The following is a 14,978-nucleotide window of genomic DNA, read 5'->3' as shown; positions in this document are numbered from 1 at the left end:
ACAGCACACTAAACTCGACCCATGAACATTCCCCAAGACTTGGAACCCCCTCTGCCGGACTTGTTTGCTGGCGCTCGCTTGGCCGCCAGTGTGATCGTGCTGCGCGAAGCCCCTGCTGAGGCCGCGAGCCCTGGCGCGCCTCAGGTGCTGATGCTGCGCCGCGCAGAGCGAGATAACGACTTGCGCAGTGGCGTGTGGGTGTTTCCGGGTGGGGTGCTGGATGCGGTGGATGCGGCCTTGCACGCGCGCTGCGAGGGTGACACGCCCGCGGCGGCCAATGCCCGGCTGGGGCTGGCGAGTGGGGCGTTGGATTACAGCGTGGCGGCGGTGCGCGAGTGCTTTGAAGAAGTGGGTGTGCTGTTCGCGCGTTCGGGCCGCACGCCGGCCAGTTGGCCCACAGCGCAGGAGCGCAAGGCGTCGGTCACCGGCGCCGACTTTGTGGCCCTGTGTGAGGCGCACGACTTGCGCCTCCAACTCGATGCGCTGGTGTATCACTCGCATTGGCTGACGCCGCCGGGCATTCCCAAGCGCTTCAACACGCGGTTTTATGTGGCGCGCTTGCCCGAGGGGCAGGTGGCGCAAGCTGATGAAGGCGAGGCCCAAGAGCTGGCCTGGTTCACGCCGGCCGAGGCCCTGAAGGCGGGGCTCAAGCTCTTGCCGGTCACCACGCGCACGCTGCAAGACCTGGCCCGCTTCGACACGGTGCAGGCCATCTTGGAGGAGGCGCGGGGTCGCCAGCATCCACCGCTGATGATGCCGCGCTTGGGGCAGAACGCCGCGGGCAAGGGACGGCCCGTGCTGCCCGATGAGCCCGCCTGGGCCGAAATCGGCCGGCTTGACCCTCAAGGGCGCGGAGGGGTGTGTTTTGAGCTGCCACCGCTGCGCGCCGTGGCCCTGTCACCGCGCATCACGCGCGTCACCTGCAACAACGGCTCGGTGATGACCGGGCCAGGCACCAACACCTATCTCATCGCTGAGCCCGGCAGCGCCGAGGTCACCGTGCTGGACCCTGGGCCCGACGATGCCGACACGGCGGCCCACCTGCAAGCGGTGATGGCGGCTGTGGGCCCGCGCCGCGTGGCGCGCATCGTGGTGACCCACACCCACAAAGACCATTCGCCCGCCGCTCAGGCGCTCAAGGCTTTGACCGGCGCGCCCTTGGTGGGTTTGGCAGCGCTGAACCCAGAGTGGCAAGACACGGCGTTTCAGCCGGATCACTCGGCTTTGGACGGCGACGTGTTGACGCTGGGGGCGCACACCCATCTGCAAGCGGTTCACACCCCGGGCCATGCGGCCAACCACCTGTGCTGGCTCTTGCAAGAGGAAGAGACGCTCTTCACGGGCGACCACATCATGCAAGGCTCCACCGTGGTCATCAACCCGCCGGATGGCGACATGTCGGCTTACTTCCGTTCGCTGGAGCGCCTGTTGACGATGGCGCTGCGTTGGTTCGCCCCCGGCCACGGCTTTTTGATGGCCGAGCCCCATGCCGAGGTCCGCAAGCTGCTGGCCCACCGCCGCGCCCGCGAGGCCAAGGTACTGGCCGCCCTGCAGGCCAGTGGGCCCAGCACCGCGGTGGCTCTGGTGCCAGCGGTCTATGGCGATGTGCCCGTGCAGCGCCATGGCATTGCAGCCCGCTCGCTGACGGCCCATTTGCTGAAACTGGCGGGCGAGGGCGTTATCCACGCCCGGCCAGGTGATGAGGCCACGATCTGGGAAGCCTGAGCCTCAGGTTGTGGCGGCCCCAGGCGCCGGGCTGGGCCCGACCCCATCTTGTCGCCGTCTCAGCGATCAAAGTCCAGTGGCGGAATCAAGTCCGCCATATTGGGCCGCCAGCCCAGCAGTTGCGCCAGCGCAGCGTCCCAGCGGTGGCGGGCCAGTTTGCTAAAGCCGGCCTTGTTGGGGTGGATCTCGTCCAGCCAATCGCCGCTGGCGGTGTTGGAGCCGGGCAGGGCGGGGTCGAGCAGGCCGCGTGCGTCAATCACATGCACATTGGGCAGCACCGCCACTTCGGCGTGCAGGCGCTCATTGAGCTTGTCCACCACAGCGCGGGCCGCTGAGAACATCTGGCCGTCACTCAAACCTGCACGTTTCATGGATGGGTAGAGCCAAGGGCCGGCCACCTTGAGCAGGCCGCCCACCAACGCGCCCGTGACCGGGCGGGGCTGGATGTAGTCATAGCCGTTGACCAGGATGGGCGCTTTGCGCGTCTTGGCGCTGCCGGCGCGGTCGCGCAGGGTGACAAAGGCCTTGATCTGCGTGATCACCTCGTCAAAAAACTCATCCGCCTGGGGCGAGGCCATTTGGCCCGCCAGCAGCTGCACAAAATGGGCCGGTGCCAGGGTCTGGCCCGAGAGGGCTTGGCTGTGTTGGGCGTCGTACAGCTCGGCAAACAGGTTTTTCAAGTCGTTGCCGCCGCCGGAGAAGAGGATGGCGTCAAAGTCGAAGAGCTGGAACATGGCTTCGGTCTGGCGGCGCTGGCCGCCTCGCACCATGTCCGACACCACATCGCCAATGTGTGAGACGTCTACCACCCCTGTGAAATAGGGGGTGGAGATGGCATCCAGCAGGTTGGTGCCAGTCTCCAGCAGGGGAGTGAATTTGTCGAACCAGGAGTCGCCTTCCGCATAGATCAGGCGCTCGAAGGGGTAGTTCAACACAGCGTCGACGGCGTCTTGTGTGCCCCCGGTGGCTTCGATGCGATGCATCTTGCGCATCACGGGCTGGTGGGTGGCTTGATACCACGGGGCCGCAAAGGCGGCAGCACTGGCGGCATTGATGACAGGCATGAGTTCCTCCTTGTTTTAACGCCCGACTGTAGGGGAAGGCGAGGTTTTGTGCATCCTGCATCAAGGGGAGAGCGTGCCCCTCTTGAAACGGCTGTCGCTGTCCCCATATGGCCTGCCAGCACCCGGGCCGCTTGGGCCTGTGTGGTGTTCAGATTTCATATTCCGAAAACACCATGAGCAAACAAACCCATTCCTTCCAGGCCGAGGTCAAACAGATCCTGCATCTGGTGACCCACTCGCTGTATTCGAACAAAGAAATCTTTCTGCGGGAATTGGTCTCCAATGCTTCAGACGCCTGCGACAAGCTGCGCTACGAAGCCCTGGACAAGCCCGAGCTGCTGGAAGACGCGCCCAACTTGGATGTGCGGGTGTTTTTCGACGCTGAGGCTAAGACTCTGACCATTCGTGACAACGGCATTGGCATGAGTGCCGAAGAAGCCGCCGCTCACCTGGGCACCATCGCCAAGAGCGGCACCCGCGAGTTCATGGCCAAGCTCGATGGCGAGCAGAAGAAGGACGCCAACCTGATCGGCCAGTTCGGTGTGGGCTTCTACTCGGGCTTCATCGTGGCCGACCGCATGACGGTGGAAACCCGCCGCGCGGGCTTGCCGGCCGAGCAAGGCGTGCGCTGGAGCAGTGAGGGGACGGGCGAGTTTGAGCTGGAGACCATCACCCGGCCAGAGCGAGGCACGGATGTGATCTTGCATCTGCGCGACGAAGAGGTCGAGTACCTCTCCACCTGGAAGCTGAAGTCCATCATCAGCAAGTACTCGGACCACCTCAGCCTGCCCGTGCTGATGCAACAAGAGGTGTGGGACGCCGAGGCCAACGAGGGCAAGGGCGCCCAGGTCAAGAAGGACGAGTGGGAGCCCGTCAACAAGGCCCAGGCCTTGTGGGCGCGCGCCAAGAGCGAGGTCACCGACGCTGAGTACCAAGAGTTCTACAAGCAGATCAGCTACGACCAAGAGGCCCCGCTGGCCTATACCCACAACCGGGTCGAAGGCCGCAGCGAGTACACCCAGCTGCTCTACATCCCCAAGAAGGCGCCCTTCGACCTCTGGAACCGCGACAAGCGCGGCGGCGTGAAGCTCTATGTGAAGCGCGTCTTCATCATGGACGACGCCGAGGCGCTGATGCCCACCTACCTGCGCTTCGTCAAGGGTGTGATCGACTCGGCGGATCTACCGCTGAATGTGAGCCGCGAGCTGCTGCAAGAAAGCCGCGACGTCAAGGCCATTCGTGAAGGCTGCACCAAGCGCGTGCTCTCCATGCTGGAAAGCCTGGCCGACAGCGACAGCGCCGACGACAAGGCCAAGTACGCCGACTTCTGGAAGGAGTTTGGCGGCGTGCTCAAAGAAGGCATTGGCGAAGACTTTGCCAACCGCGAGCGCCTCTCCAAGCTCTATCGCTTTGCCTCGACCCATGCCGACGAGGGCGTGAGCCTGGCCGACTATGTCTCGCGCATGAAGGAAGGCCAAGAGGCCATCTACGTGATCACCGCCGACAGCTTGGCTGCGGCCAAGAGCAGCCCGCAGCTGGAGATCTTCAAGAAGAAGGGCATCGAGGTGCTGCTGCTGATCGACCGCGTGGACGAGTGGCTGCTGTCACACCTCTATGAGTTCGACGGCCACCCGCTGCAAAGCGTGGCCAAGGGCGCGGTGGATTTGGGCAAGCTGCAGGACGAGGAAGAAAAGAAGAAGGCGGAAGAGGCCGCCGAAGCCTTCAAGCCGGTGCTCGACAAGCTCAAAGAAGCCCTCAAGGACCGCGCCAAAGATGTGCGCGTCACGACCCGTCTGGTCGACTCCCCGGCCTGCGTGGTGGTGGAAGAGGGCGACATGAGCGCCCACCTGGCCCGCATGCTCAAGCAAGCCGGCCAAGACGCCCCCAAGGCCAAGCCCATCCTGGAGATCAACGCCGAACATGCGCTGGTCAAGCGCCTGGACGGCGACGCCCGCTTCGACGACCTGGCCCACATCCTCTTCGACCAAGCCTTGCTGGCCGAAGGGGGCCAACTGGAAGATCCGGCCGCCTATGTGCGCCGTGTGACGGCCTTGCTGACCTGCGACTGACCAGCGTCTCTTAGATTGTTAAGGGAATCTCCCAGGGGCACCCAAGTCAAGGTGCTTGTCTATACTGAACCGGGCAAAAAAAGTCCGGTTCGGTTCTAAGCATGGACACGGGCTAGCCTACGCACAAATCCATCATCCCCGGGAGGTTCTTTTGACTCATTCCTTACGACTAGTGTGGGCCGCTGCATTGGGCTGCGCGGCAGTCATATCAGGCCAGGTCCAAGCTCAATCTTGGCCGATGTACCAAGCGAACGCGGCTCACACAGGCTATGCACCCTTGAGTGTTTCCGCAGCGAACTTTCAGACGCGGTGGACGAAACAGATCAGCTCTGGCGTCGGTTTGACTGATGTGGCCGTTGCAGATGGTCGCCTCTTTGTGTCAACAACGGGCTACTTCAATGGGCAATTCATCTACGCATTGGATGCGTCCACGGGCGACCAACTGTGGAAGGTAGATTACGGCTCTGTTTTTTCTGTCAATCCACCGAGCTACTCTGATGGCGTTGTGTATTTGCAGACTGGCAATCATGGCTCCGATTCATGGTTGCGTGGGCTGGATGCTGCGACGGGGGAGCAACGCTTCCAGTCGGCGTACTCGGCGCAATGGGAGCATTACCTAGCGCCGACTGTTTATAAGAATCAGGTTTACGTCAATGCTGGCTACTACGGCGGCATGCAGATGTTCCGCAAAGATACGGGCGTCAGTAAGTGGTTCATTGGCATGCCTCAATATGATGGGTGGACGCCCGCAGTTGATGAGAGATATGCCTACAGTTTTGTAGGCAGCACATTTCACGCCGTTGACCGACTCACGGGAGAACTTGCTTTTAAGATTCCCGATCCTGCCTCCAACTGGCAGGGTTCGGGTCAGGCACCTGTGCTGGGCGGTAAAGGTGACGCTTATGTCACCAGCGGCGGGCGTCTCTTGATGTTCAATCTGACCGATAGGAGCATTCGGTGGGCAAAGGATGACGCTGCCTACAAGGGACAGCCAGCCTTGGCGGGCGGCGTCGTGTTTTCGCCCGCTAATGTGGGGGTGATTGGTCGCACCCAGGTTAAAGGCAAGCGAGTATGGAACTGGTGGGTTCCATCGACGGAATCGGTGGCATCCAACTTGGTCGTTACCAATACCCATTTGTTTGTGGCCACCAATGCAGCTACCTATGCTGTCGACCTCCAGACTCAAAAAACGGTTTGGTCTGAGCGAGTGTCTGGGCGATTGGCAGTGGCAGATGGGTATCTGTATATTTCTCAATCGACCGGCAAGCTGACAGCTGTGAAGCTGACGCCATAAGGCCTGAACCAAGCCTCAGGTGTGTATTGGTGTGCCAATTACTATTTCCTTCCGCAGCCAGGCCTTGAAGGCCTGGGCTGCCGGGCTTAAGCCTGTGGGTCGCTCTAGCAGCACATAAGCCTGCAGGGTGTGGGCCTCGGCCACAGGGCGCACCAGCCGGCCTTGTTCCAGGTCGCTGCCCACCAGCAGGGCATTGCTGAGGCAAGCTCCTTGGCCCTGCAACGCCAGTTGCAACACGGTCTCGGCGCTGCCGTAAGCCACCTCGCTGTGCAGGCGGCGTTTCAGCCCGCTGCGGCGCAGCCAATCGCTCCACCACTCGCCCTCGTCTTCATGCAGCAAGGGCCAGCGCAGCCAGTCGCTGGCTTTTTGGGGGGCGCCGTGCTGAGCCAAGCACTCGGGGCTGCACACCGGGAAGATGGCAGGGCGCAGCAGGACCTCGGTGGGGCCGCTGAAGTCGCCAGGGTCGCCATACATCAGGGCGAGGTCGGTCTCGGCCGGGCAGTGGGTCAACCAAGGTTGGGGCTCTACCGACACCCGCCAGTCGGGATAGAGCTGCCTGAACTGCCCTAAACGCGGTTGTAGCCAGCGCGCGGCCAAGCCGGGCGTCACCGCCAAGCGCAGCCAGGCGGCTTGTTGGCGTGCGCACAGCTCATCGGTGGCCGCCGCCAACACCGCAAAGGCCTCGCTGACCTGTGCGTGGTAGCGCCGCCCTTCAGGGGTGAGCTGCACACCGCGGGCATGGCGCTCTAGCAAGGCCTGGCCGACATGCTCTTCCAGCAGGCGCACGTGGCGGCCAATGGCGGGGTGGGTGACATGCAGCTCTTGGGCCGCGGCCACAAAGCTGCCCAAGCGCCCTGCCGCCTCAAAGGCGCGCAGAGCGTTCAGCGGCGGCAGGCGGGCACGGTGGTCTGGGGTGTCGCTCATGCTGCGATGTTAGTTTTTCTTTCAGCCTATGCGTGGAATCTTTGCTTGTGGGGCGGCGAAGGCTTGCCTAGCATGTGGCAATCCTTACATTCCGGTCGTCGTTGGTCATGAGTCCATTGTTCAGCTCACCCTCTGCCGCAGAAGCGGCGCCTTTTGCACAGGCCTCGCGCCGAGCTTGGCTCACCCAGGTTGCGGGCAGCTTGGCCGCTGCTTGGGCCTTGCTGGGAGCCTCCAAAGCCCAGGCCAAAGATCGGCCGGGCGCAGGCCCTGCCGGCCAGGTGTTGGTGGTCGGGGCGGGCATGTCGGGGCTGGCGGCAGCTCGCGCTTTGTCGGATGCGGGCTGGTCCGTCACGGTGCTGGAGGCCCGCCCACGATTGGGGGGGCGCATCTGGACCGACCGCAGCCTGGGTCTGCCGCTGGACTTGGGCGCATCGTGGATTCATGGGGTCAAAGGTAACCCGGTCACAGCACTGGCCCAGGAGGCCGGGGCACGCATGGTGGAAACCAGCTACGACAGCACCATCACCTTCAACACCTCAGGCCAGCCCGTCAGCGCGGCCGAGCGCGCGCGCCTGGACAGCCTGACCAAGCGCATGAACAAGGCCCTCAAAGCGGGCCAGCAAGCGGAGAAGGACAAACCCGTGCGCACCACCGTCACCCAGGGGCTGGGCTATGCGCAGATGAACGCGGAAGACAAGCGCTACACCGACTTCCTCATCAACAGCACCATTGAGCAAGAGTGGGCCGGATCCGCCACCTTGCAGTCGACCTATTGGTACGACGCTGACAAGGCCTTCAAGGGCGGCGATGTGCTTTTCCCCGACGGCTACGGCGCCTTGATTGACCATTTGGCCGAGGGCTTGGATGTCCGCCTCGGCCACGCCGTCAGCAGCATCAACTGGCAAGCCAACAGCGTGAAAGTCCAAACCAGCCAAGGTGCGTTTGCGGCGGATCATGTGCTCATCACCGTGCCGCTGGGCGTGCTCAAGGCCGGTGGCGTCAGCTTCACACCCGCGCTGCCACAGGCCAAGCGCGATGCCATCAGCAAGCTGGGCATGGGTGTCTTCAACAAGTGCTTTTTGCAGTTCGACCAGGTGTTTTGGGACCCCGATTACGACTGGCAGGAGTACATCCCCGAGCCTTATGGCCTATGGACCGAATGGGTCAGCTTGACCAGGCCGACGGGCAAGCCGGTGCTGCTGGGCTTCAATGCGGCGGATACAGCACAGCGCATGGAGACGCAGAGCGATGAGGCCACTGTGGCCAGCGCCATGCAAACCCTGCGCACCATCTTCGGGCCCCAAACGCCTCAGCCCAAAGCCTGGGCCATCAGCCGCTGGGGTGCGGACCCGTGGTCGCGCGGCTCCTATTCCTTCAACGCCCTGGGCAGCCATCCGCGCCAGCGCGATGACTTGGCGCGCTCGGTCTCGGGCCGCTTGTTCTTTGCGGGTGAAGCCACCCACCGTCAGTACTTCGCCACCGTGCATGGCGCGATGATGTCCGGCCAGCGCGCGGCCGAGGAGATCATGTCGTCTGCTGCATCCGCTCGATCTGCTCTCTGAGCTCGGTGGTTTGCTGGCTCCAATAGGCGGGGCTGGCAAACCAGGGAAAGGCTTGCGGAAAGGCCGGGTCGCTCCAGCGCTCGGCCAGCCAGGCACTGTGGTGGATCATGCGCAAGGTGCGCAAGGGCTCGATCAGCAGCAGTTCGCGGTCGTCAAACTCCCGAAAGTCGCGGTAGCCATCGAGCAGGTGATAGAGCGCGGCCTCCACGGCACTGCGCTCACCGGGCAGCAGCATCCACAGGTCTTGGATGGCCGGCCCCATGCAGCAGTCGTCAAAGTCCACAAAGTTCGGCCCCGCATGCTCACCCTCGGCCCGCCACAGCACATTGCCCGAATGGCAATCCCCATGCAGGCGGAGGTGGCGCAGGCCCTCGTGGCGGGCAAAAGCTTGGTCCACCAAGTCCAGGGCTTGGGCGCTGGCGCTGATCCATGCGCCCTCGGTCTCAGGGCGAACAAAGCCGCCGTCCATCAAACGTGCCCGCGCTGCATGGCCAAAGGTCTGGCTGTCCAAGGTGCGGCGGTGTGCAAAGCGGCTGCGGCTGCCCACGCCATGCAAGCGGGCCAACAGCCGTCCCATGCGCGCCAACACCTCGGGCTCTTCCAACTCAGCGGCCCGGCCCACACGGCGCTCACACACCGCAAATCGCCACGCCCCTGCGCCGCTGAGCTCGTCGTTAAAGTGGCCCAGCGTGGGCTGGGGCGTCCTTGGGGCCTCTTCGTCGAACGCATCAGGTGCCGGTGCTTGGGCTTGGCTCACACGCAGGCGCTTGTCGTGCCCGTCTGCCTGTAGGGCCAAGGGTGCCAGCACCGGCAGGTCGGCGGCCGCCAATCCGGCGGTGAAGGCGTGCTCTTCCAAGATCTGCGCATCTGTCCAGCGGCCAGGTCGGTAGAACTTGACCACCACGACTCGCCCGTCGTCCAGCGGTGCTTGCCAGACCCGGTTTTCATAGGAGTTGAGCTGCAAGAGCCGCCCGTCTGCGGGCAGGCCCGCAGCGTTCAGGGCGTCGAGCACGGTGTCAGGCCCCAGGCGGGCATAGGGGGTGCTGGTATCTGTGGGGGTGCTCATGCTGCGATGGTACGGGGCTTGTCAAGGCGCCGCGAGCGTTGGGCAGGGCAGCCGTCGGGGTTGTCCCTGCGGATCGTGGAAAAGGGTGTGAATAAGTCGGGGGTGGTGGTGCTAAGTGCTTGTCGCAATTGAGGATTGAATGCCGTGCCTCATATTTCAGCAGTGTGACACCCTGATGAAAAAGATGCGTCGGCCCTCTAAAAATGGGCTTTATCGCACCTAGAATCGCCCACTTTTTTGGGTTTTCGGCCCCCGGCTTGGCAGGTGGCTTTTCTCTGTATGAGTGCTTCCTGTCGGGCGGATGACCGCTCTTTGGCCGCCCCCTTGGCGCCGGCCGATGTGATCTGGGTTGATGGCTTGAAAGTGCTGGCCGCGCAGTTCATCGTGTGGCATCACTTTGTCTTGTACGGGCCGGTGGCGGCGGCTGCCCATGAAGCCGCCCCCGAGTGGGCTGCATGGCTGGCTGAGCACGGCCGCTTGGCGGTTCAGGTCTTTCTGGTGGTGGGCGGCTACTTATCAGCGCAAAGCCTGCAGCGGGCGCTGTCGGCCCCGGTGACGGTGGGCGGTGTTGCGGGCTTGGTGTGGCGCCGCTGGCAGCGCCTGATGAAGCCCTTTGCGGTGGCCATGGTCGTGACCCTGTGGGCCGCTTGGCTGGCGCGTCGCTGGATGGTCGATGCTGACACGCCCCCAGCGCCCAGCCTGGCTCAGCTTTGGGCCCACGCCCTGCTGCTGCAAGATTGGCTGGAGGTGCCGGCCCTCAGTGTCGGCGTGTGGTACGTCGCCATCGATTTACAGCTTTATATGAGTCTCTTGCTGTGGGCGGCCCTGGCCCAGTCTTGGGCTGCTTGGGCGCGAGGGGGCTTGCTTTTGGTGGCGGTAGCGGCCAGCCTCTGGGTGTGGAACCTCGACAGCGACTGGGACATGGCGCCGTGGTACTTTTGGGCCAGCTACGGCTTAGGCGCATGGGTGCAGCGCGGCGCGGGCTTGCGCTCAAGCTGGCAGCGCGCAGTGGCCTTGGGCCTGATGGCCGTGGTGGTGGTGCTGGCGCTGGACCTGGCTTGGCGCAGTCGCGTGGCCTTGGCCGCCTTGGTGGCGCTGAGCCTGTGGTGGGCCGCACAGTGCCGCCCGCTGCGCCTCCCTCTGAAGATCAAGGCAGTCTTGAGCGCCCTGGCCACACAAAGCTATGCCTTGTTTTTGCTGCATTACGCGGCCAGCCTGGTGGTCAGCGCGTTGGCGTCCCGCTGGGGCTTGGTGGATGCGCAAGCGGCTTGGTGGCTGTTGGCACTGAGTTGGGCATTGAGCATGCTGGCTGCGGCGTGGATGACCCGCATATTGGCGCAACCCATGGTATGGCCCTGGCAGGCACCGCAGCCGGTGGCGCAGCAGGGGCGTTGAGTCGGCTTGTTCAGCCGTCCACGGCCTGCAGAATGCTGGCCTTGAAGCGCCGCAACTGAGCTAATTCTTGCTCAGGGGCTGCAATGGCCGCCCACACCATATCGTGCAAGGCGCGGCTGGTGGTTTCCAGGTCGGTGGTCTTGACGCTGCCACTCGAAGTCTGGCCCACCACCTCCCACAAAATGTGTTCCATCGGTCCGAGCACCATGGGGCGCAGCAGGCGCAGCGGCACATCTTGGCGGATCTCGCCGCTGGCTTGGCCACGCGCCAGCAGGTCCATCAGCGGGGCGGTGTAGCGCCGCTGCAAGGGCGCAAAGCTGTCACCCAGCTCCTGGCCTTTGGAGCGGCCCTCAGAGAGCACCAGTGCACACAAGCCTGTGCCTTGGATCAAAAACAGCTGTAAATGGGTGCGCATCAGCAGGGCCAATTGCTGGCGCAGCGGCTGTTGCTGGGCCTGAGCTTCGCTCAACACGGCCTGCATGGCGGCAATGATCTCGTCGTACCAGTCGCTGATGACGCGCACGCACAGCTCGCGCTTGCCGCGAAAGTAGGTGAACACCGTGGCTTCAGAGATGCCCAAGCGCTGCGCAATCTCAATGGTGGTGGCGCGCTCATAACCCTTCTCGGCCAGCACGTCTCGGCCCACCCGCAGGATGTCGCGCACCCGCTGCTCACTCTTGGCGCTGGCGGTGGCCCGGCGTGCACCCACGAGCCCGCTGGGGGGCTGTTGCTGGGGGGCGGGACGGCGGCTTGATGGCATAAATTGAGTATCACTCAAAAAATACTTGATCCGCAAGAGGCGGGCTGTTAGATTCCTGGTTGCTGCGGCTCATTTTGGACAGCGATGGTCTGGTCTGGGTGCGCAATATCAGGGTTTCTATTGAGGATGGCTCAACAGCGGCCATCCTGTCACAGCGTCAGGAGACACCGCATGTTCGAATCCACCTTCAGCTTCCCTTTGGGCGACGACATCGCCGCGTTGCGCGAAGCCGTGCGCGACTTTGCACAAAACGAGATCGCACCGCGTGCGGCCGAGATCGACCGGGTCAATGAATTCCCGGCCGATATGTGGAAGAAGCTGGGTGACCTGGGCGTGCATGGCCTGACCGTGGCTGAGGAATACGGCGGCACCGCCATGGGCTATGTGGCTCATATGGTGGCCATGGAAGAGATCAGCCGTGCCAGTGCCTCGGTGGGCCTGAGCTATGGGGCGCACAGCAATCTGTGTGTGAACCAGATCCACCGCAACGGCAGCGAGGCGCAAAAGCGCAAGTACTTGCCGGGCTTGATCGCTGGCACCCAGGTGGGGGCTTTGGCCATGAGCGAGCCAGGCGCGGGCTCCGACGTGGTCAGCATGAAGCTGCGTGCCGACAAAAAGGGCGACCACTATGTGCTGAACGGCTCCAAGATGTGGATCACCAACGGCGGCGACGCCGACACCTTGGTGGTCTATGCCAAGACCGAGCCCGAGATGGGCGCACGCGGTATGACGGCCTTCATCATCGAAAAGGGCTTCAAGGGCTTCAGCAAGGGCCAGCACCTGGACAAGCTGGGCATGCGGGGCTCCAACACCTATCCGCTGTTCTTTGACAACTGCGAAGTGCCGGCTGAAAACGTGCTGGGCGGTGAAGGCAATGGCGCCAAGGTGCTGATGAGTGGGCTGGACTACGAGCGCGTGGTGCTGTCTGGCGGCCCGCTGGGCATCATGGCGGCCTGCATGGATGTGGTGGTGCCCTTTGTGCACGAGCGCAAGCAGTTCGGCCAAAGCATCGGCGAGTTCCAACTGATGCAAGGCAAGATTGCCGACATGTATTCCACCTTCCAGGCCTGCCGCGCCTATGGCTATGCCGTGGCCCAGGCTTGTGACCGCGGCGACCATGCCCGCACCCTGCGCAAAGACGCAGCGGGTGTGATCCTCTACACCGCCGAGAAAGCCACTTGGATGGCCGGCGAGGCCATTCAAGCCTTGGGCGGCGTGGGCTACACCAACGAGTACCCCACCGGCCGCCTGTGGCGCGACGCCAAGCTCTACGAGATCGGTGCGGGCACCAGCGAGATCCGCCGCATGCTGATCGGCCGCGAACTCTTCGCCGAGACCTGCTGAAGCCACGCCCCGCAGGGGCGCCAGACGCGCACTACTCTCTTGCTCTGACGACGGACCACAACATGCCCATCATTTCCACCAAGCTCAATGCGCGCTCGGCCGAGTCGCAAGCCAATGCGGCGGCCATGAAGGCCCTGGTCGATGACCTCAACGTCAAGCTGGCCAAGATTGCCGAAGGCGGCGGCGAGGCGGCCCGCGCCAAGCATCTGGCCCGCGGCAAGCTGCTGCCCCGCGAACGGGTGGAGATGCTGCTGGACCCGGACACGCCGTTTCTGGAGATCGCCCCGCTGGCGGCCTTGGGCATGTACCCCGAGAAGGACGGCAGCGACGCCGCGCCTTGCGCGGGCATGATCGCGGGCATTGGCCGGGTCGGCGGCGTGGAGTGCGTCATTGTGTGCAACGACGCCACCGTCAAGGGCGGCACTTACTACCCGCTCACGGTCAAAAAGCATTTGCGGGCCCAAGAAGTCGCGCAGCAGAACAAGCTGCCCTGCATCTACCTGGTGGACTCGGGCGGTGCCAACCTGCCCAACCAAGATGAGGTCTTCCCGGACCGTGACCACTTTGGCCGCATCTTCTACAACCAGGCCAATATGTCGGCCCTGGGCATTCCGCAAATCGCCGTGGTGATGGGCTCATGCACGGCCGGTGGCGCCTATGTGCCGGCCATGAGCGACGAGACCATCATCGTCAAGAACCAGGGCACCATCTTTTTGGGTGGCCCGCCGCTGGTGAAGGCGGCCACGGGCGAGGTGGTGAGCGCGGAAGACCTGGGCGGTGGCGATGTGCACACCCGGCTCTCAGGCGTGGCAGACCACCTGGCGGATAACGACCTGCATGCGCTGGCGCTGGCCCGCTCGGCCGTTGCCAACCTCAACTGGCAAAAGCCTCAAGCCTTGGCGCTGCGTGCGCCGGTGGAGCCCAAGTACCCGGCCGAAGAGCTGCTGGCCGTGATCCCCACCGACACCCGCAAGCCCTTTGATGTGCGCGAGATCATCGCCCGCATCGTCGACGGCTCCGAGTTCGATGAATTCAAGGCCCGCTACGGCACGACGCTGGTCTGCGGCTTTGCCCATATCGAAGGCATGCCAGTGGGCATCGTCGCCAACAACGGCATCCTGTTCGCGGAGAGCGCCAACAAAGGCGCGCACTTCATTGAGCTGTGCTGCCAGCGCAAGATCCCGCTGGTGTTCTTGCAGAACATCACCGGCTTCATGGTCGGCCGCAAGTACGAAAACGAGGGCATTGCCCGCGCCGGCGCCAAGATGGTGACGGCCGTGGCCTGCGCCAATGTGCCCAAGTTCACCGTCATCATTGGCGGCAGCTTCGGTGCCGGTAACTACGGCATGTGCGGCCGGGCCTACTCGCCCCGCTTCTTGTGGATGTGGCCGAATGCTCGCATCAGCGTGATGGGCGGTGAGCAAGCCGCCAGCGTGCTGGCCACCGTCAAGCGTGATGGCATCGAAGCCAAGGGCGGTCAGTGGAGCGCCGACGAAGAAGCCGCCTTCAAGGCGCCCATCAAGCAGCAGTACGAAGTGCAAGGCCACCCCTACTACGCCAGTGCCCGCCTGTGGGACGACGGCGTGATCGACCCCGTCGACACCCGTCGCGTGCTGGCGCTGGGCTTGTCGGCCAGCTTGAATGCGCCGATTCCCGATGCGAAGTTTGGGGTGTTCCGGATGTGACGACTGTGCCGCCCAAAAATGAGGGTGGCGATGCCGATTTTGGTGTTGCGGCAAGGCAAGATGTTGAGTTGGATGTCGCCTGAGCTCACG

11 protein-coding genes are annotated in these 14,978 nt (G+C 63.6%); 7 read left to right on the top strand and 4 right to left on the bottom strand.

What is annotated here, in order from left to right:
- Positions 1-21: 21 nt before the first annotated feature.
- Positions 22-1,725 (top strand): MBL fold metallo-hydrolase, encoded by a 1,704-nt coding sequence (locus tag KAK11_RS20725; RefSeq protein WP_210811439.1) that lies wholly within the window; start codon positions 22-24, stop codon positions 1,723-1,725.
- A gap of 59 nt (positions 1,726-1,784) precedes the next feature.
- Here the strand turns inward: KAK11_RS20725 and KAK11_RS20720 are convergent, their stop codons facing one another.
- Entirely contained in the window at positions 1,785-2,789 is a 1,005-nt protein-coding gene (locus KAK11_RS20720; RefSeq protein ID WP_210811438.1) for a hypothetical protein, read from the bottom strand.
- A 173-nt stretch (positions 2,790-2,962) separates the two neighbouring features.
- On the opposite strand from KAK11_RS20720, the gene htpG reads away from it, so the two are divergent.
- A complete protein-coding gene (gene htpG / locus KAK11_RS20715) occupies positions 2,963-4,858 on the top strand; it encodes a molecular chaperone HtpG (RefSeq protein WP_210811436.1) in 1,896 nt (631 codons plus the stop codon).
- 277 nt (positions 4,859-5,135) lie between these two features.
- Positions 5,136-6,152 carry an outer membrane protein assembly factor BamB family protein gene (locus KAK11_RS20710; RefSeq protein WP_210811435.1) on the top strand — a complete coding sequence of 339 codons (1,017 nt, stop codon included), beginning with the start codon at positions 5,136-5,138 and terminating at the stop codon, positions 6,150-6,152.
- A 15-nt stretch (positions 6,153-6,167) separates the two neighbouring features.
- Here KAK11_RS20710 and KAK11_RS20705 read toward each other — a convergent pair whose 3' ends face one another.
- Positions 6,168-7,076, bottom strand: a complete 909-nt coding sequence (locus KAK11_RS20705; protein WP_210811434.1) for a LysR substrate-binding domain-containing protein — start codon at positions 7,074-7,076, stop codon at positions 6,168-6,170.
- Positions 7,077-7,183: 107 nt separating this feature from the next.
- Here KAK11_RS20705 and KAK11_RS20700 point away from each other — a divergent pair, with 107 nt between their 5' ends.
- The gene (locus KAK11_RS20700; RefSeq protein WP_210811432.1) at positions 7,184-8,638 is read left to right on the top strand and encodes a flavin monoamine oxidase family protein; all 1,455 of its coding nucleotides are present in this window, start codon (positions 7,184-7,186) and stop codon (positions 8,636-8,638) included.
- Here KAK11_RS20700 and KAK11_RS20695 read toward each other — a convergent pair.
- The gene (locus KAK11_RS20695; RefSeq protein ID WP_210811430.1) at positions 8,601-9,704 is read right to left on the bottom strand and encodes a serine/threonine protein kinase; all 1,104 of its coding nucleotides are present in this window, start codon (positions 9,702-9,704) and stop codon (positions 8,601-8,603) included. The genes KAK11_RS20700 and KAK11_RS20695 overlap by 38 nt on opposite strands.
- Before the next feature lie 279 nt (positions 9,705-9,983).
- Here KAK11_RS20695 and KAK11_RS20690 point away from each other — a divergent pair, with 279 nt between their 5' ends.
- Positions 9,984-11,099: an acyltransferase family protein gene (locus KAK11_RS20690; protein ID WP_210811427.1), complete on the top strand. Its 1,116-nt coding sequence runs from the start codon at positions 9,984-9,986 to the stop codon at positions 11,097-11,099.
- A gap of 10 nt (positions 11,100-11,109) precedes the next feature.
- On the opposite strand, the gene KAK11_RS20685 is transcribed toward KAK11_RS20690, so the two are convergent.
- On the bottom strand, positions 11,110-11,859 hold the full coding sequence (locus KAK11_RS20685; protein WP_210811425.1) for a TetR/AcrR family transcriptional regulator: 750 nt from the start codon (positions 11,857-11,859) through the stop codon (positions 11,110-11,112).
- Between the two features lie 171 nt (positions 11,860-12,030).
- Here KAK11_RS20685 and KAK11_RS20680 point away from each other — a divergent pair, with 171 nt between their 5' ends.
- Both KAK11_RS20680 and KAK11_RS20675 read left to right on the top strand, forming a co-directional pair.
- A complete protein-coding gene (locus tag KAK11_RS20680; RefSeq protein WP_210811424.1) occupies positions 12,031-13,203 on the top strand; it encodes an isovaleryl-CoA dehydrogenase in 1,173 nt (390 codons plus the stop codon).
- A 62-nt stretch (positions 13,204-13,265) separates the two neighbouring features.
- On the top strand, positions 13,266-14,888 hold the full coding sequence (locus KAK11_RS20675; protein WP_210811420.1) for a carboxyl transferase domain-containing protein: 1,623 nt from the start codon (positions 13,266-13,268) through the stop codon (positions 14,886-14,888).
- Positions 14,889-14,978: the final 90 nt, after the last annotated feature.

This window comes from Ideonella paludis (assembly GCF_018069865.1).
In the GTDB taxonomy this organism is placed as follows: domain Bacteria; phylum Pseudomonadota; class Gammaproteobacteria; order Burkholderiales; family Burkholderiaceae_C; genus Ideonella; species Ideonella paludis.
This window is presented reverse-complemented; position numbering and strand designations above follow the sequence as displayed.

Excerpts from the sequence above, each read along its gene's own strand:
- KAK11_RS20725 (WP_210811439.1), top strand. The coding sequence starts at position 22 with ATGAACATTCCCCAAGACTTGGAACCCCCTCTGCCGGACTTGTTTGCT.
- KAK11_RS20720 (WP_210811438.1), bottom strand. The coding sequence starts at position 2,789 with ATGCCTGTCATCAATGCCGCCAGTGCTGCCGCCTTTGCGGCCCCGTGG.
- htpG (WP_210811436.1), top strand. The coding sequence starts at position 2,963 with ATGAGCAAACAAACCCATTCCTTCCAGGCCGAGGTCAAACAGATCCTG.
- KAK11_RS20705 (WP_210811434.1), bottom strand. The coding sequence starts at position 7,076 with ATGAGCGACACCCCAGACCACCGTGCCCGCCTGCCGCCGCTGAACGCT.
- KAK11_RS20700 (WP_210811432.1), top strand. The coding sequence starts at position 7,184 with ATGAGTCCATTGTTCAGCTCACCCTCTGCCGCAGAAGCGGCGCCTTTT.
- KAK11_RS20695 (WP_210811430.1), bottom strand. The coding sequence starts at position 9,704 with ATGAGCACCCCCACAGATACCAGCACCCCCTATGCCCGCCTGGGGCCT.
- KAK11_RS20690 (WP_210811427.1), top strand. The coding sequence starts at position 9,984 with ATGAGTGCTTCCTGTCGGGCGGATGACCGCTCTTTGGCCGCCCCCTTG.
- KAK11_RS20685 (WP_210811425.1), bottom strand. The coding sequence starts at position 11,859 with ATGCCATCAAGCCGCCGTCCCGCCCCCCAGCAACAGCCCCCCAGCGGG.
- KAK11_RS20680 (WP_210811424.1), top strand. The coding sequence starts at position 12,031 with ATGTTCGAATCCACCTTCAGCTTCCCTTTGGGCGACGACATCGCCGCG.
- KAK11_RS20675 (WP_210811420.1), top strand. The coding sequence starts at position 13,266 with ATGCCCATCATTTCCACCAAGCTCAATGCGCGCTCGGCCGAGTCGCAA.